Origin of the sequence: Streptomyces sp. NBC_00576 (assembly GCF_036345175.1) — a bacterium.
GTDB lineage: Bacteria > Actinomycetota > Actinomycetes > Streptomycetales > Streptomycetaceae > Streptomyces.
This window is the reverse complement of record NZ_CP107780.1, coordinates 2,593,058-2,612,363: the sequence shown is the minus strand read 5'-3', so window position 1 is coordinate 2,612,363 and position 19,306 is coordinate 2,593,058. Positions and strand designations below refer to the sequence as shown.

Sequence of the window (19,306 nt, the reverse complement as noted above, 5' to 3'; positions counted from 1 at the left end):
CGTTCCTGGGGGCTGCCGCCCCCAGGAACGGGATGTCGGCCTGAACGGCCTCGTCCTCAAACGCCGGACGGGCTGGAGGGGCGTCAACCCACCAGCCGCAGTCGCTCCCCGCACACCCCCACCCGGACTGTCTGCCCCCACGTCAACTGCACTGCATCCCCCTCCATTCCGTCCCCGAACGCCACCAACCGCTCCGACTCCACCGTGAGCCGAAGCCCCGACCCCACCGCCAGCTCGCCCGCCACCAACGACGTTCCGGTGACCGGCGAGGGCCACGCCTCCCGTACGAACCACAGCAGGCGGTCGTCGGTGGGCCGGGGCAGGGACAGGGCACCGCCCCGTTCCTGCCACACCGAGCGCAACCAACCGCTCGCGCCGGTCCCCGTCCCCACCAGCACCCCGGACGAGGCCTGGGCCTCGACGGCACCCCTGTCGTCGTCGAGGCCCAGGCGGTACCGGACCGTCTGGTGGCCGGGTGCCCCCAGGTAGATCTCGTTGAGGGCGACCAGCCGCTGCGTGTCGTCGGCGACCGCCTCGACCATGGTGAGTTCGTCGACGCCGGTGCCCCGCGCGAGCACCGCGGGCAGCAGTCCCGCCACGTCCCCCGGCCGGTGCCGCACCAGCACGCCGGGATTGCGCCCGGGATCGGTGTCGACGCCCAGTACCGGCTGGCCCGTGAGGTACTTGGCGACATTCGCCACCAGCCCGTCCTGCCCGACCACGACGACCACGTCCTCGGGCGCGAAGAGGAAACGGTCCAAGTCGGCCCGCTCGACCCGGGTCTGACGCCAGGTCAGAGGGACTGCCGCCGTCACCTCCGCCATGGACCGACGGGTGCGGCGGTGGCGTTCGGTGACCTCCTCGATGTCCCCTCCCCGGGAGCGCAGAAAGAAGGCGGCCTGGCCGTGCGTGCCGTGCCGGGCCACCAACTCCTCGTACTCCGTGGTGCGGTGGACCAGGACGGCCCGCGGAGCGAGGCTCATTCCTGTGCTCCTCCCAGCCTGGCGAGCAGGCCAGTCAGTACGTCCGGTGACACCGTCAGGCTGTCGATCCGGGGCAGGTTCTCGGCGAGCCGGGTGCCTGTCAGGGCGTGCAGCATCGCCACATCCGCGTCGGCGTGGGCGCGCAGCCACGCCGTCTGGGCCTGGGCCCGCGCTTCACCCACCCCGCGCACGCTCGCGGCCTCCGCCTCCGCCAGCCGCACCACTCGCGCTGCCTCCGCGTCCGCCCGGACCGCGTCGGCCGCCGCGTACTCCTCGGCTTCCCGGCGGGCGTTCGTACCCCGCTGGTCGACCAACTGCTCTTCCCTGCGGGCGAGTTCGATCTGGCTGGCCAGCTCGTTCTCGGCGATGGTCCGCTCGCGTTCGACGGCCACCGCACGGCGTTCGTACGTCGCCCGGTCGGCCTCCTGCTGGATCTGTTCGCGGGCAGGAGTCCGCAACGCTCGCTCCACCTCGGGCTCCGGCCGCAGTGCCACCACCCGTACGGCCACGACCTCGATGCCCGTGGCCGGCAGGCGTGGCTCGGCGGCCAGCCCTGCCGCGACCCGTTCCCGCACCGACGCCACCCCGTCGACCAGCGCGGACGACAGTGCCGTACGGGCCAGGACGTCCAGGGCGTGCTGCTGGGCCGTCTCCGTCAGCAGCGTCGCCAGCTGCTCCAGGGGCGCGCTCCGCCAGACGCCGGTGTCCGGGTCGACGGAGAAGTCGAGGCGGGCGGCGGCCAGGGCGGGGTCGCTGATGCGGTAGGTGACGGCTCCCTGGACCGTCACGTCTTGGAAGTCGGACGTACGGGCGTGGAAGGTCATCGCCAACTCCCGGTCGTCGACCGGGACTTCGGAGAGGGTGGCGGTCAGGGCGCGGAACCAGAAGCTGAGCCCGGGGCCGTCGTGCGCCAGTCGGCCGGAGCGGTGGTGGCGGATGTGGGCCGTGGGTGTGCCACGCAGATGGCGCCAGCCGAGGCGCCGGGTGATGTCGGCCATGTGCCTGTCGTCCATCCCTCGTCCGGTGCGGGAGCGTCTGTCCGCAGGCACTCCCGCACCACTAATCGTCATGTAGACGATATCCGGGGAAGCCACTTATCGTCAAGAGGACGAGATGGAGGGGGCGGGGTGGAGAGGCTTATCGCACATATACCGCCGACCAGCGGGTGAACAGGGTGCGGAGTGGTCAGGATGGAGGTATGGGATTCCATGTCGACTCCGAGGCCGGGCGGCTGCGCCGCGTCATCCTGCACCGGCCGGATCTAGAGCTCAAAAGGCTCACCCCCAGCAACAAGGACGCCCTCCTCTTCGACGACGTCCTGTGGGTGCGCCGTGCGCGCGCCGAGCACGACGGCTTCGCCGACGTCCTGCGCGACCGGAGCGTCGCCGTCCACCTCTTCGGCGACCTGCTCACCGAGGCCCTGGCGATCCCGGCGGCCCGCACCCTCGTACTCGACCGCGTCTTCGACGAGAAGGAATACGGGCCCCTGGCAACCGACCATCTCCGGGCCGCCTTCGAGAACCTGCCCGCCGCCGAGCTGGCCGAGCTGCTCGTCGGCGGCATCACCAAGCGCGAGTTCCTGGCCGCGCACGCGGAACCGACCTCGGTCCGCTTCCATGTCATGGACCTGGACGACTTCCTCCTCGGCCCCCTCCCCAATCACCTCTTCACCCGTGACACCTCGGCCTGGATCTACGACGGCGTCTCCATCAACGCGATGCGCTGGCCGGCGCGCCAGCGGGAGACCGTGCACTTCGAGGCGATCTACCGGCACCACCCGCTCTTCCGTGACGAAACCTTCCACCTCTGGTCGGAGGGCCAGGCGGACTACCCCTCCACCATCGAGGGCGGGGACGTCCTCGTCATCGGCAACGGCGCCGTACTCATCGGGATGAGCGAGCGCACCACGCCCCAGGCCGTCGAGATGCTCGCGCACAAGCTCTTCGCCGCCGGTTCGGCCGAGACGATCGTGGCGCTCGACATGCCCAAGCGGCGCGCGTTCATGCACCTCGACACCGTGATGACGATGGTCGACGGGGACACCTTCACCCAGTACGCCGGACTCGGCATGCTCCGCTCGTACACCATCGAACCGGGCGTCGGTGACAAGGAGTTGAAGGTCACCGACCATCCGCCGGAGCACATGCACCGGGCCATCGCCGCCGCGCTCGGCCTGAGCGAGATCCGCGTTCTGACCGCGACCCAGGACGTGCACGCGGCCGAGCGCGAGCAGTGGGACGACGGCTGCAACGTCCTCGCAGTCGAGCCGGGTGTGGTCGTCGCGTACGAGCGCAACGCGACCACGAACACGCATCTGCGCAAGCAGGGCCTTGAGGTGATAGAGATCCCCGGCAGTGAGCTGGGGCGGGGGAGGGGTGGTCCGCGCTGTATGAGCTGCCCGGTGCAACGGGATCCGGTGACGTGACGTAGACGGCGTTCTACGAGTCTCGAAAACCTGACCGCATAGAAATGTAAGGAGTCGTATAGACTTCCATTCGTCTATGTCCCTGTACGCCTGCCGGATCACCTGGAGCGCCCCCATGGCGACTGTCCCGACCGCCCTCGCCGGGCGCCACTTCCTCAAGGAGCTGGACTTCACCGGGGAGGAGTTCCGCGGGCTGCTCGACCTCGCCGCCGAACTGAAGGCGGCGAAGAAGGCCGGGACCGAGACGCGGTATCTGGCGGGGAAGAACATCGCGCTGATCTTCGAGAAGACCTCGACGCGTACGCGCTGCGCGTTCGAGGTCGCGGCGGCGGATCAGGGCGCCTCGACGACGTACCTCGACCCGTCGGGCTCGCAGATGGGGCACAAGGAGTCCGTGAAGGACACCGCGCGGGTGCTCGGGCGGATGTACGACGGGATCGAGTTCCGGGGCGACAGCCAGGCGGCGGTGGAGGAGCTGGCCGCGTACGCGGGGGTGCCGGTGTTCAACGGCCTGACCGACGACTGGCACCCGACTCAGATGCTGGCCGACGTGCTGACGATGACCGAGCACAGCGACAAGCCGTTGACGGAGATCTCCTTCGCCTACCTCGGCGACGCGCGCTTCAACATGGGCAACTCGTATCTGGTCACCGGCGCGCTGCTCGGCATGGACGTACGGATCGTCGCGCCGCGGGCCTACTGGCCTGCCGAGGACGTCGTCGCAGCCGCGCGGAAGCTGGCGGAGGCGAGCGGTGCGCGGGTGACGCTGACCGAGGATGTGCCGGAGGGTGTGCGGGGCGTCGACTTCGTCGCCACCGACGTGTGGGTGTCGATGGGGGAGCCGAAGGCGGTGTGGGCCGAGCGGATCGCGGCGCTGGCTTCGTACGCCGTGACCATGGATGTCCTGCGGGCGACCGGGAACGCGGACGTGAAGTTCCTGCACTGTCTGCCGGCGTTCCACGATCTCGGTACGAAGGTCGGGCGCGAGATATACGAGACGTACGGGCTGGAGTCCCTGGAGGTCACGGACGAGGTGTTCGAGTCGGCGCACTCGGTGGTGTTCGACGAGGCGGAGAATCGGCTGCACACGATCAAGGCGGTGCTGGTCGCTTCGCTGGCGTGAGGAGTTCTTCGCCCCCGCCGCCCCTACCCGTCCCATCCTGTACCTGGGGGCTGCGCCCCCAGACCCCCCTACGGCCCTGAACGGGCCTTGTCCTCAAACTCCCCCAGAGGGGGGACCCCCAGACGGGCTGAAGATGCGGGCCGGCGCTGAGGATGCTTGAGCCGCGCTGGGAATGTCAGCCCCGGCCGGGAAAATCCAGCCCCTCCGGCGTTTGAGGAGCGGGGGTTCGGGGGCAGCGCCCCCGAGGACGGGACGGGTAGGGGCGGCGGGGGCGAAAGACCGCCCTACGCCCGACGCCACTGCGCCGGCACCACAGGCACCCTGAACCACACCGCCTTGCCCGACTCCGTGGCCCGGTGTCCGCAGGACGAGCTCAGCGTTCGGATCAACAGCAGCCCCCGGCCATGTTCCTGCCAGGGATCCGGCTCCTCCGACACCGGCCGCGTCAGATTCCCCGGCGGCGCGGGGTCGGGATCGTGCACCTCGACCTGGCAGCTGGTCGGCAGCAGCTCCACCACCAGCTCTATCGGCGCGTCCCCGGCCGTGTGCTCCACCGCGTTCGCCACCAGCTCCGCGGTGAGCAGCTCCGCCGTGTCGCAGTCCGCCGCCGCATGCTCCAGCTCGGCCAGAGCCGTGCGGACCAGTGCGCGGGCGACAGGCACCGCCGCGGCGGTGTGCGGCAGGGCGATACGCCAGGAGGCGGGGGCGGGGGGTTCTTGCAAGGCGGTTCCGTTCATGGAGCAGGCTGTCCTGCTTTCAACAATAGGAATGGTACGGCGAGGTCCGGCAGAAGTACTGGTCGGGCGCCGCGCGGGACCTTCGGCCCCGCTTACCGTTCGGCTTACCCAGACCAACGGCCCCTCTCCCTCGACCAGTCCCACTGTTACCGCGCTATTGACACCTCGTGACGGGACCGGATCACCGAAACAGCCGGACCGATCCGTCGCGCTATCGCCTGACCGCCTGACCGCCTGATTGCCTTATCGCGTTCCCGTGACGACAGTCACAGATCAGTGATAAATTCATGGGAAGCCGTCCCCCGCTCGACGAGGAGGCCGCGCATGAGTCCCTTCACCGGCTCGACCCCCCGCACCTCCGCCTGGCACCACCTCCGCCTCGACGTCACCCCCACCGGCGTGGCCACTGTCACCCTCGCCCGCCCCGAGAAACTCAACGCCCTCACCTTCGGTGCCTACGCCGACCTGCGCGACCTGCTGGCCGAGCTGTCCCGGGAGCGATCCGTACGGGCGTTGGTGCTCGCCGGAGAGGGCCGCGGCTTCTGCTCCGGCGGTGACGTCGACGAGATCATCGGGGCGACCCTCTCCATGGACACCGCCCAGCTGCTCGACTTCAACCGGATGACCGGGCAGGTCGTGCGGGCCGTACGGGAGTGCCCGTTCCCGGTGATCGCAGCGGTGCACGGGGTGGCGGCGGGCGCCGGCGCTGTCCTCGCACTGGCCGCCGACTTCCGTGTCGCCGACCCGTCCGCGCGCTTCGCGTTCCTCTTCACCCGGGTCGGCCTCTCCGGCGGCGACATGGGCGCCGCCTATCTGCTGCCCAGGGTCGTCGGACTCGGCCACGCGACCCGCCTGCTGATGCTCGGCGAGCCGGTCCGGGCACCCGAGGCCGAGCGCATCGGCCTGATCAGCGAGCTGACCGACGAGGGCCGCGCCGACGAGGCGGCCCAGTCGCTGGCCAGCCGCCTCGCGGAGGGCCCGGCGCTGGCGTACGCGCAGACGAAGGCCCTCCTCACCGCCGAACTGGACATGCCCCTGGCAGCAGCCGTGGAACTGGACGCCGCCACCCAGGCCCTCCTCATGCACGGCGAGGACTACGCGGAATTCCACGCGGCGTTCACAGAGAAACGCCCTCCCAAATGGAGGGGACGGTAACTGTGTCCACCCAAGGGGCGCGGGGCGGTATCGATTTGCGGCTCCGCCGCGGGGCGCGACAAGCCACAACGCACCCGTACCCGCCAACGAATCCGAGCCACCCCCACCGAATCGCGATCATCGGCGGCGGCCCCGGCGGCCTGTACGCCGCCGCCCTGCTCAAACGCCGCCGGCCCGATCGGGAGATCACCCTCTGGGAACGCAACGCCCCTGACGACACCTTCGGCTTCGGCGTAGTCCTCTCCGACGAAACCCTCGGCGGCATAGAACACGCCGACCCAGTCGTCTACGAGGCCCTGCAACAGCACTTCACCCGCTGGGACGACATCGACATCGTCCACCGCAACATCCGCCATACCTCCGGCGGACACGGCTTCGCCGCCCTCGGCCGGCGCCGGCTCCTGGAGATCCTGCACGCCCGCTGCCGCTCGCTCGGCGTCGAGCTGCGCTTCCGTACGCAGGCGCCGTCCCCGGCGTGGCTGGCGGAGACGTACGACCTGGTCATCGCCGCGGACGGCGTGAACAGCGCCACCCGCGAGGCCTACGCCCAGGAGTTCCGGCCCCGGCTGACCACCCACCGCTGCCGCTACCTCTGGCTTGCCGCCGACTTCGCCTTCGACGCCTTCCGCTTCGAGATCGCGGAGACGGAGCACGGCGTGATGCAGCTCCACGGATACCCGTACTCCGCCGACGCCTCGACCGTCATCGTCGAGATGCGCGAGGAGGTATGGCGTGCGGCAGGCTTCAACGAACCGACAAACGAACCGACAGTGGATGTCCCCGCGTCCGTCGAACGCTGCGCCAAGATCTTCGCGGACGCCCTCGGCGGACGGCCGCTGCGCGCGAACAAGTCGGCGTGGACCACCTTCCGTACGGTCGTCAACGACCGCTGGTCGCACGGCAACGTCGTGCTCCTCGGGGACGCCGCCCACACCGCCCACTTCTCCATCGGCTCCGGCACCAAGCTCGCCGTCGAGGACGCCCTCGCGCTCGCCGCCTGTCTGGAGGAGCGGCCGACCCTGGCCAAGGCGTTGGCGGCTTACGAGGAGGAGCGGCGGCCCGTCGTCGCGTCCACCCAGCGGGCGGCCCGCGCCAGCCTGGAGTGGTTCGAGAACCTGCCCCTCTACCTGGACCAGCCGCCCCGCCAGTTCGCGTTCAACCTCCTCACCCGCAGCCGCCGCGTCACCCACGACAACCTGCGGCTGCGCGACCCGCACTTCACCGCAGCCGTGGAGCGGGAGTTCGGCTGCCCACCCGACACCCCGCCGATGTTCACGCCCTTCCGGCTGCGCGGACTGACCCTCCGCAACCGCGTTGTCGTGTCCCCCATGGACATGTACTCGGCAACGGACGGCATACCCGGCGACTTCCACCTCGTCCACCTGGGCGCGCGGGCGCTGGGCGGCGCCGGCCTCGTGATGTCGGAGATGGTGTGCGTCAGCGCCGAGGGACGCATCACCCCGGGCTGCACCGGCCTCTACACGGACCGGCAGACCGAGGCCTGGCAGCGCATCGCCGCCTTCGTGCACTCCCAGGCCCCCGGCACCGCCCTCGGCATCCAGCTCGGCCACTCCGGCCGCAAGGGCTCGACGAAGCTGATGTGGGAGGGTATCGACGAGCCGCTGGAGAAGGGCAACTGGCCGCTGGCCGCCGCGTCCCCGATCCCGTACGGACCCGGCAGCCAGACCCCGCACGAACTGACGCACACTCAACTAACCCTGATCCGCGACCAGTTCACAGCAGCCGCCCGGAGAGCAGCTGCCGCGGACTTCGACCTCCTCGAACTCCACTGCGCCCACGGCTACTTGCTTTCCGGCTTCCTCTCCCCGCTCACCAACCACCGCACGGACGGGTACGGCGGCCCGCTCACCGCCCGCCTCCGTTTCCCCCTCGAAGTCTTCGACGCCGTACGGGAGGTGTGGCCGGACGACCGGCCCATGACCGTCCGTATCTCGGCCACTGACTGGGCCGACGGCGGTACGACGGCCGAGGACGCCGTCGCGATCGCGCGGGCCTTCGTCGCCCACGGCGCGGACGCCATGGACGTGTCGACCGGTCAGGTGGTGTCCGACGAGCGTCCGGAGTACGGCCGTTCGTACCAGACCCCGTTCGCCGACCGGATCCGCCACGAGACCGGCGCCCCGGTGATCGCCGTCGGCGCGATCTCCTCCTGGGACGACGTCAACTCCCTGATCCTGGCGGGCCGTACGGACCTGTGCGCGCTGGCCCGCCCCCATCTCTACGACCCGAACTGGACCCTGCACGCGGCCGCCGAGCAGGGGTACGAGGGTCCGGGGGTCGTCTGGCCGATGCCTTACCGCGCGGGCGGCCGACGCCCGCGCACCGGACGCACGGACGCCCCCAAACCCCGGCTCACGCTAGGGAGTTGAACGCGGCTCGGCGCCGTCGAGGAACCTCCACCGGCGTTCCTCCCCTCGCAGCCCCGCGAATCGCAGCCCCGCGAATCACAGCCCCGCGAACCCGGCCCCCGCGTCCCGCAGCCGAGCGTGCAGCCCCCGGAAGACGGCCGCCGAGCGAACGCCCGGCCAGTTGGCCGGGAGTAGATGGGCGGGCAGGCCGGGGTCGGTGTAGGGCAGGTGGCGCCAGGAGTCCAGGGCCATCAGGTAGTCGCGGTACGCCTCCTCGGGCGGCGTGTCCTCGCGCTTCTCCCACTCGTGCAGCACGGGCGCGTGGCGGTCGAGGAACGCCTCGTGCTCCTTGGCGATCGCGGCGAGGTCCCACCAGCGGGACACCGCCTCGGCCGTCGCCGCGAAGCCCAGATGCTCGCCGCGGAAGAAGTCGACGTACGGATCGAGGCGCAGCCGCTCCAGGGTGTGGCGAGCCTCCTCGTAGAGGCGCGCGGGTGCCACCCATACGCCCGGCGCCGCGGTGCCGAAGCCGAGTCCGGCCAGCCGGGAGCGGAGGACGTGGCGTTTCTGGCGCTCCGACTCGGGCACGGAGAACACGGCGAGGATCCAGCCCTCGTCGTGCGGGGGAGGAGCGGCGGCGTACACGCGCCGGTCGCCGTCGTCGAGCAACTGGCGGGCGTCCGGCGAGAGTTCGTAACCGGCCGCGCCCTGTGCGGTACGGGCCGGCAGGAGCAGGCCCCGCCGCTTCAGGCGGGACACGGACGACCGTACGGAAGGCGCGTCGACGCCGACCGCGGCGAGGAGCCGGATCAGCTCGGCGACGGGTACCGGGCCGGGCATGAAACGGCCGTACGCGCCGTAGAGAGTGACGATGAGGGACCGCGGGGCGTGCTGTTCGGACACGTTGATCATTTTAAGCCGCCGGAATCCCTATTGTTCGCCATTTCCGCTGGTCAACTACGTACAGTGAGTGATTTTTGGTCAAGATCACTTCGCGTGCGGGGGTAGGTCGGAGTCGGCTCGGCGTCAGGTCGGACTCGGATCGGTGCGCAGTCGGAAGCGCTGGAGCTTTCCCGTCGCCGTCCGTGGCAGGGCGTCCAGGAAGACGATCTCGCGCGGACACTTGTACGGTGCCAGCTCCTCCCTGACGAACGCGCGCAGCGTCTCCGCGTCCCGCAGGGCGCCCTCCCTGAGTACGGCGTACGCCACCACGACCTGCCCACGCGCCTCGTCCTCCCGCCCCACCACGGCCGTCTCCAGGACATCAGGATGGCGCAGCAGCGCCTCCTCGACCTCCGGGCCCGCGATGTTGTACCCGGCCGAGATGATCATGTCGTCGGCCCGGGCCACGTACCGGAAGTACCCGTCGTTCTCCCGGACGTAGGTGTCCCCGGTGATGTTCCAGCCGCCCCGCACATACGCGCCCTGGCGCGGATCGGCGAGATAGCGGCACCCGACCGGACCGCGCACCGCTAGCAGCCCGGGCGTGCCGTCCGGCACCGGCTCGCCGCTGTCGTCCTGCACGCGCGCGTGCCACCCCGGCACCGGGATCCCGGTCGCGCCGGGCCTGATGTCCTGGTCGGCCGCCGAGATGAAGATGTGCAGCAGCTCGGTCGCGCCGATGCCGTTGATCAGCCGCAGGCCGGTGCGCTCGTACCAGGCCCGCCAGGTGGCCGCGGGCAGGTTCTCGCCCGCCGAGACGCAGCGGCGCAGCGAGCCGGTGTCGTACGCGTCCAGCTCGTCGAGCATCGCGCGGTACGCCGTCGGCGCGGTGAACAGCACCGACACACGGTGCTCGGCGATGGCCGGCAACAGCTGTCCGGGGCCCGCCTGTTCGAGGAGCAGCGCGCTCGCCCCGGCCCGCATCGGGAAGACCACCAGACCGCCGAGCCCGAAGGTGAAACCGAGCGGCGGACTGCCCGCGAACACGTCGTCCGCGCGCGGCTTCAGCACGTGCCGCGAGAAGGTGTCCGCGACGGCGAGCACATCCCGGTGGAAGTGCATGCACCCCTTCGGGCGGCCGGTGGTGCCGGACGTGAACGCGATCAGCGCCACGTCGTCGGCCGCGGTGTCCACGGCGGGGTACGGGGTGCCGGGCACCGGACGGTTCAGCAGGTCGTCGCGGCCGTCACCCCCGTACGGCATGATCCGCAGCCCCGGTATCTCCGCCTTGACGAGGTCGTCGACGGCCCGGATGTCGCACAGGGCGTGGTGCACCTGGGCGATCTCGCACATCGTGCGCAGCTCGTGCGGACGCTGCTGGGCCAGCACGGTGACCGCGACCGCGCCGGCCTTCAGCACCGCCAGCCAGCAGGCCGCGAGCCATGGTGTGGTGGGGCCGCGCAGGAGGACCCGGTTGCCGGGCACGATCCCGAGGTCCCGGGTCAGGACGTGCGCGACCTGGTCGACGCGGGTCCGCAGCTCGCCGTACGTCCACACCTCACCGGCGGCGGTACGGAACACCGGGCGCCCGGGGCCGACGCCGCTCAGCAGCTCGGCCGCGCAGTTCAGCCGGTCGGGGTAGCGCAGCTCGGGCAGGTCGAAGTGGAGCTGGGGCCACTGGTCCGGGGGCGGGAGATGGTCGCGCGCGAAGGTGTCGACGTGGGCTGAGGGGATCCGCCGGGCGGGGTCGGTGCGGTCCTCGGGAACACTGCCGGACCTGGGCTGCCCGGGTTGCGCGGGTTGCATGGGGTCCATCGAGGTGCGCCCCCTTGCCGTGCGTGGTGGCGTAGTGGTGGGCTCGCCCTAGGAGCGTATCGTGTTGGTGACGACAGTCAACGGTGCGCGATACCGTCGGGGAGGGGCCGCGAACGACGGCCTCGGAGGGAGGACCGGCGATGCCCGCATTCTCGCTCGAACCGGCACAGGCCGCCTGGTGTACCGAACTGCGCACACTGGCCGCCGACCGGCTGCGCCCGCTCGCCGAGAAGGGCGAACCGGGCCGCGTCAACCGTCCCCTCGTCGCCGAACTCGGCCGACTCGGCCTGCTCTCCCGGCTGTTCACCTCCGGCGCGCTCGACCTGTGCCTGATGCGGGAGTCCCTCGCCCATGCCTGCACCGAGGCGGAGACCGCCCTCGCCCTGCAGGGCCTCGGCGCCCACCCGGTCCACGCCCATGGCACCCCGGCCCAGCGCGAACGCTGGCTGCCGCGGGTGAGCGAGGGCAGTGCGGTGGCCGCGTTCGCGCTGAGCGAGCCGGGCGCGGGTTCCGACGCGGCGGCCCTGTCACTCACGGCAGCCCCCGACGGCCCCTCCGGCTGGCGCCTCACCGGCGAGAAGTGCTGGATCTCCAACGCCCCCGAGGCCGACTTCTACACCGTCTTCGCCCGTACGACAGCGGGGGCGGGGGCCCGGGGAGTCACCGCCTTCCTGCTCCCTGCCGACCGGCCCGGCCTCACCGGCACCGCCCTCGACATGCTCTCCCCGCACCCCATCGGCGCCCTCGCCCTCGACGCCGTACCGGTCACCGTGGACGACGTCATCGGCGAACCCGACCGTGGATTCCGCGTCGCCATGGGCACGTTGAACCTGTTCCGGCCGAGCGTCGGCGCCTTCGCCGTCGGCATGGCCCAGGCGGCCCTGGACGCGACTCTCGCCCACACCAGCCAACGGGACGCGTTCGGCGGCAAGTTGAAGGACCTCCAGGCAGTCGCCCACCAGGTCGCCGAGATGGCCCTGCGTACGGAGGCGGCCCGGCTGATGGTCTACGCGGCAGCGGCGGCGTACGACGAAGGCGCCCAAGGTGTCCCGGGGCGCGCAGCGATGGCGAAGCTGCTGGCCACCGAGACCGCGCAGTACGTCGTCGACGCGGCCGTCCAACTGCACGGCGCCCGGGCGCTGCGACGCGGCCATCTCCTCGAACACCTCTACCGGGAGGTACGGGCGCCGCGTATCTACGAGGGCGCGAGTGAGGTCCAACGGACGGTCATCGCAAAGGAGTTGTACAAGGAGCCGCGTGCGACGGGGGCGGCTCTGTGACCGCCGAGCGCATCAACCCCCCGGGCCTGTCTCCGGCCACCGGTTTCTCGCATGCGGTCGTCGCCACCGGCTCCCGGCTGGTGTTCCTCGCGGGTCAGACCGCGCTCGACGCCGAGGGGAAGGTAGTGGGAGACACGCTGCCCGAGCAGTTCGAGTGGGCCCTCGGGAATCTGCTCGCCGCACTGCACGCGGCAGGCGGTACACCCGCGGACCTGGCCCGGGTCACGGTGTACGCCACGGACGTCGCCGAATACCGCGCTCAGGCCCCTCAACTCGGCCGTATCTGGAGGAGGTTGGCGGGGCGCGACTATCCGGCGATGGCGGTCGTCGGGATCGTGCGGCTCTGGGACGAAGAGGCTCTGGTGGAGCTCGACGGTTTCGCGGTACTGCCGTAGGGAGTCAGAGGCCGGTCAGGCCGCGGTCGTCAGTCGGTGCGGGGAGACCACGCTGCCGTCGGGCAGCAGCTCGCCGGTGTCGTCGAAGACGATCGCTCCGTTGCACAGGAGGTTCCAGCCCTGCTCGGGGTGGAAGGCGACGATGTGCGCGGCGTCCCGGTCGGGACGGTCGGCCGAGGGGCACGGGGGCTGGTGTGAACACATGGTGTGCCTCCGGATCGGATGCTGGTGCTCGGGTGCGGTGCTTCCTTGCTTCCTTGCTTCCTTGCCACTTCTGACGATGCCCGTGCCGGGGCCCGGCGCCAAGTCGTGTCGAGGAAGCGTGACAGCACGCGGACGTGCTGTGACACCACGCTGACATTCGGACAGTCGGCGTGCACGACTCGCCGACGAAGGAGTGATGATCACGCGCGCGGGCGCGTGGGGCCAGTACCTGTGGAGTCCCCCCAAGGAGGTTTCCCCATGTCACTGTCCTTCGAGCCGTCCTTTTCGGCCTTCTCGTCCCTCTCCCGTGCCGCCCTCTCCCGTGCCGCGGCCGTCGCCGCCGGTGCTGTGCTGCTCACCGTGGCGCCGGTCGCGACGGCGGCCCAGGCCGCGGACGAGGGCTTCGACCAGGTGACGGTCGAAGCCGGCAGCATCACGCCCGACGGCGAGCTCACGCTCTCCGGCAGCTACCGCTGCCTCAGCACCGGCGACTCCGTCCGCGTGGCGGCCTCGATCGAGCGCGGCGAGAACGTCTGGTACGGCATGGACAGTGTCCTCGCGAGCTGTGACGGCTCCTGGCACCAGTGGTCGAACACCAAGGCCACCGAGCCGGGCGCGTACGAGCCCGGCCCGGCGCGGGTGAAGACCAGCCTGGTGGAGTTCCGCCGCTCGGGCTTCATCCCGATGCCCACCGTCCACTCGGAACGAATCCACGAGGTCGTCCTCGCCGAGGCCTGAGGCACAAACACCAAGGCCCTGTCCTCAGGACAGGGCCTTGGTGTTCGCCGGGCCCCTTCCAGGGGCTCGTGGGATGTCAGGGCGGCGGCTCAACCACGAAAGTGCCCGGTGGAGGACGCTTCTCGGCCAGGGCCTCGCCCCCGGCGAGTCTGGCCCGCAGGCGGACGACGGCGCCAGGCACGAGACCCGCTGTGAGGCTGCTCGGCACGGCGAGGTCGAGACGGTGTCCGACGTGCCGTGACAGAAGGTCGGCGTAGCCGACGACCGGTTGGGCGCCGAGGACATCGGCGCCGAACCGGTCCCAGCCCCTCAGGCGTGGATGCGGACCCGTCGTGACCAGGCGGACGGTCAGCGCGGTGAGATTCTCGGTCGCCTGCACCATGGCTCACGGCCTCCGCCTGTCCTGGGTCCTCGGTCCTCGGTCCTCCTGCCGACAGCCGTCGGCACGGCGGGGCGTCCTAGGGCCGACGGTGACCGCGGTCGACGCCCGGGGCGGACTCCACAGCCCGCGATGTGCCGTCACGCTCGTACCGTGGGCCGCCTTCGAGGGCCGGCTCGGCGGACCTCCGCGGGTCCCTGGCCATGGCCTGCTCCAGAGCCTCCAGCCGCGCCTGGACGGAGTGGATCATCTCTGTCAGCCCGGCCGAGCCGTCCGCCTCGGCCCGCGTCGCCATGACGCCGACCGGTACGTGGACCGGTCCCGGTACGGTGACCGCGACCGTTGCCGTCATCGTGGGCCCGGACGCCGAGATGCCGGTGACCGACACCCCGGTCGGGGCGCCCGAGTGGGAGTGGGAACCGGGGGCGCTCGTCGGGCCGAACGCGGTGTTCCCGGTGCTTCCGGGATAGGGGTCACCCGCATCGCCGCGATTCGCCGACCACTCGAGGTCCTGTTCGTTGTCGGCCTGCACCAGTCCCACCATGTAGTGGGTCTCGTCGGAGTTGTCCGGCTGGTGCTCGTCGACGTGCCAGATCAGGAGCCCGTCGCCGGGCAGCGACGCATCGTAGCCGGAGCGCTGGCGGTTCTCGACCAGGAAGTACTCGCTGCCCGGCAGTCCGCCGGACCACAGCCGGTGCACCTGGTGGCTGTTCTTCACGTCGGGAATCGACAGGGTCGTCGAGCCGGCGACGTTGGACACCGTCGCCCAGCCCTGGTCGACCTTGCACCAGGCGGACGGGTGCGTCGGCCTGTCACCCCCCTCGCCCCATGAACCGCCGGCCATCAGGCACCAGTTGCCGATGCCTTCCGAGGTGCCGTCGATGTCGTACAGGTCGGGGAAGCCGAACAGCAGATGCCCCAACTCGTGGGCGCAGACGCCGATTTTGGCGTCCTCGGGGATGGTGAGGTAGGCGAAGATGCGCGCGCCATCAGCGTTGTGGGCGTTCGGCAGGGTCCACTTGTGCGACCAGATGTCTCCCGGGTCACCGGTGACCTCGCCGCCCGGCCCCGCGTGCAGGACGATGAAGGCGTCGACGAACCCGTTGCCGTCGTTGTCGTACGGGGCGTAGTTGACCTGCGGGTCCGCGGCCATGGCGGTGTCTCGCGCCATGAGGTGTGCCCTGGGCCGTCCGGAGGGCTTGCCGATGCCGTAGTTGCCGTTCGCGTACCAGGAGAGCTCGCGCGGCAGCCGGACTGGTCCGACGACCTCACCGACGATGTCGACCAGCCCGTGGGTCACCTCGCGGTAGTACTCGCGGACGCTGCCCTTCGGCAGCGCGCCGAGCGAGAAGAACAACTCCTCGAAATCCTGCTTGTCACGCGTCATCTGCTTGTCGCTGAAGTCGGCGAGGACGACAACGACGCGTACGGCGCCGGTGAGCGGCCTGCGATCGGCGGCAGCGGCGGCGATGGTGGCACGCGGCGTGCCGACAGGGAACTCGCCGGGCGGGACAATCGTGCCGTCATCGAACCCGAGGGGGCGCGGAGCGCCGCCCACGACGAACTGGCCGCCGAGCGGCGAGGCGCCGCGGATGCGGAGTTGCTCTTCCTGGAACCGCTCCCGCAGTTCCGGACTGGGGCACACGGCACAGAAGTCGGACCAGACGGCGCGGGCACTGGGGCGGTGAGGAGGGCAGTCAGCCATGACGATCTCCCGATGAGGAGAGAGGCGGGGTCTCCACCAGTCACACATGGCGCAGTGGCACCCGCAACCGCAGTGGCGGAACGGGTCGGCACGCATACGAACTGTCATGCGCGAACCGTCATTTCGGCGCCCGGCATCTCGGGACCCGGGACCCGGTTTGTCGACGCCCGGGCCCGCGAGACGCTGTCGGACGTGGGGCGCCCCGCCCGCGGACCCGGAACCGGGATCCGCACGCCCGACGTGAGCGGGCTGACCGGTGACGGTGCTACGCGCCGGTCAGCCCCCGCATCCATGCCTCGACCTCGTCGGACGTACGGGGCAGCCCGGCCGACAGGTTTTCGTGACCGTCCGCCGTCACCAGGATGTCGTCCTCGATACGGACCCCGATGCCCCGGTACTCCGCCGGCACGGTCAGGTCGTCCGGCTGGAAGTACAGGCCCGGCTCGACCGTGAGGATCATGCCGGGTTCGAGGGTGCCGTCGACGTACAGCTCGGTACGCGACTTGGCACAGTCGTGCACATCCAGGCCGAGCATGTGACCGGTGCCCGCCATGGTGAAGCGGCGCTGGAGGGCCAGCTCGTACACGTCCTCCGGGTCGCCCTCCAGGAGGCCCCACTCGACGAGCTTTCCGGCCAGGTACCGCTGGGCGGCGACGTGGAAGTCCCGGTAGGCGGCACCTGGCTTGACCGTCCGGATGCCGGCTTCCTGAGCCTCGTACACCGCGTCGTAGATCTTGCGCTGGAGCGGGCTGAAGGTGCCGCTGATGGGCAGGGTGCGGGTGACGTCGGCGGTGTAGAGGGAGTTCGTCTCCACGCCGGCGTCGAGCAACAGCAGCTCACCCGGGCGGACTTCGCCGTCGTTGCGCTGCCAGTGCATGATCGTGGCGTGCTCGCCGGCGGCGCAGATCGAGCCGTAGCCGATGTCGTTGCCCTCAAGTCGGGCGCGACGGAAGAAGGTTCCCTCGATCCAGCGCTCCGAGGTGGCGATCGCGGTCGCCAACTCCTTTACGACATCCACGAATCCGCGCACGGTCGAGTCGACCGCCTTGCGCATCTCGCCGATCTCCCAGTCGTCCTTCACCAGACGCAGCTCCGACAGGACCGACGTCAGCTCGGTGTCGCGGTCCTCGTCCGTGGCCACGGCGGCTTCGAGCCCGGCGTCGTAGCCGCGCACGATCCGGGTGGGGACGGCGGGGGCCGCGCGCAGCTCGGCGGCGGCCTCGCGGACGTCACGGCAGGGCAGGCCGAGGAGCTGTTCGGCCTCGGCGAGGGAGTGGCGCCGGCCCACCCACAGCTCGCCCTGGGCCGCGCCCTGCCAGAACTCGCCGCTCTCCCGGTCGGAGCGGGGCAGGAGGTAGGCGGTGGCGTCGTGGCCGTCGGCGTCCGCGCGGGGTTCGAGGACGAGGAGCGCGTCCTCGGTCTGGTCGCCGGTGAGGTGGACGTACTCGGTGGACGGGCGGAACGGGTAGTGCGTGTCGTTGGCGCGGACCTTGAGATTGCCGGCCGGGACTATCAGACGCTCGCCGGGGAAGCGGGCGGAGAGGGCGGCGCGGCGCTCGGCGGCGTAGGGGGCCTGCTCGACCGGGCGCAGGTCCTGCAGCTCGGTGTCGGCCCACCCCGTGGTCATCAGCTCGGCCAGCTGGGGGGAGACGGACGGGTAGAGGCGATTCTTGCGGTTCCTGGTCTCGGCGGTCTCGGCGGGCTCGGTGATCTCTGAGGTCTCGGCGGGCTTGGTGGTCTCCGTGGATTCCCTGGACACCTGTGGGCACCTTCTTCGTCTTGAGGTGAGGTTCTGCGTCTTGAGGTCGGGTCGGATCAGGTCGTCGGCGACAGCGGCTGAGAGCGGCCGCTGAAAATGAGCGTTGACAAGGCCTCTGACCTGCGCACTATCAGTTCGAGAACCATCGTACTAGCGCGAGTTTGGGACATTGGAAATGAGAGTGGCGCTGACCTGCGCTTGTCGAGAGGCGCAGCGGTGATCTTTGCGTGGGGCCTCCGGCCGGTGCCCCGGCGGGCGCAGTGCTTCTCGCGTCTCTCGCTACAGGTGGCTATCACGTTGTTGTGATCAGAGGCGCTTTTCGTTTGTCTGACCACCCGTCGGACACATGCTTCATGAAAGCGCGAGGTCAGGAGATCTGGTCTGAGTCCTCCGGGACTCGCATCTGTCGCACGAGGCGTCGGCGGGCGCTGAGAAGGGAATCACGCGTGATGGTGACGGCCAGGTCCGCGTCGCCGGCCGAGAGAGCGTCGATCAGCGCGGGCTGGGGAGTCCACAAGGACGAGTCGTGAGCTTCCAGGGCCACGCGTGCGCCGATCACCTTGTAGGGCCGGCATTGGATCCACAAGGAGTCGATGGTCGATACCAGGACGTCGTTGCTGCCTGCCCGGTACAGGTGCCGCAGAAGGTCCTCGTCCTCGTCGAGAGCATCGGTGACGCGCCCTTGGACTACGGCCCGGTACATGCGTTCACAAGCGTCCCGCATCTTGTCCAGGTCGTCGCCGGTGACGGACGCCGCGCCCTTCCGGGTGGCCTCTACTTCGAGGATTGTCCGGACCTCATAGAGATTCAAGAGCTCGTGAACGGTGAACTCGCGGACCCGGGCGCCACGATGCGGGTGCGCCACGGCGAGGCCGTTCTTCACCAGTAGCCGAATCGCCTCTCGAACCGGCATGACGCTCGTTCCCACCTGCTCGGCCAGGTCCCTGACGGGCAGGCGATCTCCTGCGGCGAGTTCGCCGTCGAAGATGCGTTGGGCGAGGACCTCGTAGACCTGGTCCGCGACGAGGGTCGGGTTGACGTTGTGGCTCCCGCGGCCAGTTCCTGTGACCACTGAGAACTCCATCGCGTCGGCAGAAAGAGAAGACAGGAACACGATAGCCGCGCACGAGAGCGGTCCAACCCGGCAGGACGTACGGTCCAGGCGGGCGGGCCCATCCTTGCCGGGCCGTGACGGGCGGGAGCTGGAGTGTCGGCGGCTGGGCGACGGCATTCCGGTGTCAGCAGCTGGGTTTCGGGTTCGGTGCGGATGTCACTGTCCGAACCGAACCCGGAGCGGCCCTTTCTCGTTCGGGACCTCTCAACCCTTGCCCGTCCACAGCATCCCGGCCCGCAGCCA

At 70.4% G+C, this 19,306-nt stretch carries 17 protein-coding genes; 7 read left to right on the top strand and 10 right to left on the bottom strand.

Annotation, left to right across the window (positions count from 1 at the left end):
• Positions 1-83 precede the first annotated feature (83 nt).
• Positions 84-983: a hypothetical protein gene (locus tag OG734_RS10825; RefSeq protein WP_330287282.1), complete on the bottom strand. Its 900-nt coding sequence runs from the start codon at positions 981-983 to the stop codon at positions 84-86.
• The gene (locus tag OG734_RS10820) at positions 980-1,981 is read right to left on the bottom strand and encodes an SPFH domain-containing protein (protein ID WP_330287281.1); all 1,002 of its coding nucleotides are present in this window, start codon (positions 1,979-1,981) and stop codon (positions 980-982) included. The genes OG734_RS10825 and OG734_RS10820 overlap by 4 nt, the downstream gene beginning before the upstream one ends.
• A 200-nt stretch (positions 1,982-2,181) precedes the next feature.
• Between OG734_RS10820 and OG734_RS10815 the strand changes: the two genes are divergently transcribed.
• Together OG734_RS10815 and argF are read left to right on the top strand one after the other, a co-directional pair.
• Positions 2,182-3,408 carry an arginine deiminase gene (locus OG734_RS10815; protein WP_330287280.1) on the top strand — a complete coding sequence of 409 codons (1,227 nt, stop codon included), beginning with the start codon at positions 2,182-2,184 and terminating at the stop codon, positions 3,406-3,408.
• Positions 3,409-3,523: 115 nt separating this feature from the next.
• On the top strand, positions 3,524-4,531 hold the full coding sequence (gene argF / locus OG734_RS10810) for an ornithine carbamoyltransferase (RefSeq protein WP_330287279.1): 1,008 nt from the start codon (positions 3,524-3,526) through the stop codon (positions 4,529-4,531).
• Positions 4,532-4,815: 284 nt separating this feature from the next.
• Here the strand turns inward: argF and OG734_RS10805 are convergent, their stop codons facing one another.
• Positions 4,816-5,268, bottom strand: coding sequence for an ATP-binding protein (locus OG734_RS10805; protein ID WP_330287278.1), 453 nt, complete (start codon positions 5,266-5,268; stop codon positions 4,816-4,818).
• 324 nt (positions 5,269-5,592) lie between these two features.
• On the opposite strand from OG734_RS10805, the gene OG734_RS10800 reads away from it, so the two are divergent.
• A complete protein-coding gene (locus OG734_RS10800) occupies positions 5,593-6,423 on the top strand; it encodes an enoyl-CoA hydratase family protein (RefSeq protein ID WP_330287277.1) in 831 nt (276 codons plus the stop codon).
• Positions 6,408-8,813, top strand: coding sequence for a bifunctional salicylyl-CoA 5-hydroxylase/oxidoreductase (locus OG734_RS10795; RefSeq protein ID WP_330287276.1), 2,406 nt, complete (start codon positions 6,408-6,410; stop codon positions 8,811-8,813). Before OG734_RS10800 ends, OG734_RS10795 begins: the two co-directional genes overlap by 16 nt.
• 75 nt (positions 8,814-8,888) lie before the next feature.
• Here the strand turns inward: OG734_RS10795 and OG734_RS10790 are convergent, their stop codons facing one another.
• Both OG734_RS10790 and OG734_RS10785 read right to left on the bottom strand, forming a co-directional pair.
• A complete protein-coding gene (locus OG734_RS10790) occupies positions 8,889-9,704 on the bottom strand; it encodes a PaaX family transcriptional regulator (RefSeq protein WP_330287275.1) in 816 nt (271 codons plus the stop codon).
• A 114-nt stretch (positions 9,705-9,818) separates the two neighbouring features.
• Positions 9,819-11,489: an AMP-binding protein gene (locus tag OG734_RS10785; RefSeq protein WP_443064849.1), complete on the bottom strand. Its 1,671-nt coding sequence runs from the start codon at positions 11,487-11,489 to the stop codon at positions 9,819-9,821.
• A gap of 140 nt (positions 11,490-11,629) precedes the next feature.
• Here OG734_RS10785 and OG734_RS10780 point away from each other — a divergent pair, with 140 nt between their 5' ends.
• Together OG734_RS10780 and OG734_RS10775 are read left to right on the top strand one after the other, a co-directional pair.
• On the top strand, positions 11,630-12,769 hold the full coding sequence (locus tag OG734_RS10780; RefSeq protein WP_330287274.1) for an acyl-CoA dehydrogenase family protein: 1,140 nt from the start codon (positions 11,630-11,632) through the stop codon (positions 12,767-12,769).
• Positions 12,766-13,164 carry a RidA family protein gene (locus OG734_RS10775; RefSeq protein WP_330287273.1) on the top strand — a complete coding sequence of 133 codons (399 nt, stop codon included), beginning with the start codon at positions 12,766-12,768 and terminating at the stop codon, positions 13,162-13,164. The genes OG734_RS10780 and OG734_RS10775 overlap by 4 nt, the downstream gene beginning before the upstream one ends.
• Positions 13,165-13,179: 15 nt before the next feature.
• Here the strand turns inward: OG734_RS10775 and OG734_RS10770 are convergent, their stop codons facing one another.
• Complete coding sequence (locus tag OG734_RS10770; protein ID WP_053747071.1) at positions 13,180-13,368, bottom strand: DUF5999 family protein; 189 nt, start codon at positions 13,366-13,368, stop codon at positions 13,180-13,182.
• 258 nt (positions 13,369-13,626) lie between these two features.
• Between OG734_RS10770 and OG734_RS10765 the strand changes: the two genes are divergently transcribed.
• Positions 13,627-14,106 (top strand): DUF6299 family protein, encoded by a 480-nt coding sequence (locus OG734_RS10765; RefSeq protein ID WP_330287272.1) that lies wholly within the window; start codon positions 13,627-13,629, stop codon positions 14,104-14,106.
• Positions 14,107-14,182: 76 nt separating this feature from the next.
• On the opposite strand, the gene OG734_RS10760 is transcribed toward OG734_RS10765, so the two are convergent.
• From OG734_RS10760 to OG734_RS10745, 4 genes are all read right to left on the bottom strand, one after another.
• The gene (locus tag OG734_RS10760) at positions 14,183-14,488 is read right to left on the bottom strand and encodes a hypothetical protein (RefSeq protein ID WP_330287271.1); all 306 of its coding nucleotides are present in this window, start codon (positions 14,486-14,488) and stop codon (positions 14,183-14,185) included.
• A 76-nt stretch (positions 14,489-14,564) separates the two neighbouring features.
• Positions 14,565-16,190: a M6 family metalloprotease domain-containing protein gene (locus OG734_RS10755; RefSeq protein ID WP_330287270.1), complete on the bottom strand. Its 1,626-nt coding sequence runs from the start codon at positions 16,188-16,190 to the stop codon at positions 14,565-14,567.
• A gap of 265 nt (positions 16,191-16,455) precedes the next feature.
• A complete protein-coding gene (locus OG734_RS10750; RefSeq protein WP_330293624.1) occupies positions 16,456-17,817 on the bottom strand; it encodes an aminopeptidase P family protein in 1,362 nt (453 codons plus the stop codon).
• Positions 17,818-18,316: 499 nt separating this feature from the next.
• Positions 18,317-19,021 (bottom strand): GntR family transcriptional regulator, encoded by a 705-nt coding sequence (locus OG734_RS10745; protein WP_330287269.1) that lies wholly within the window; start codon positions 19,019-19,021, stop codon positions 18,317-18,319.
• Positions 19,022-19,306 lie beyond the last annotated feature (285 nt).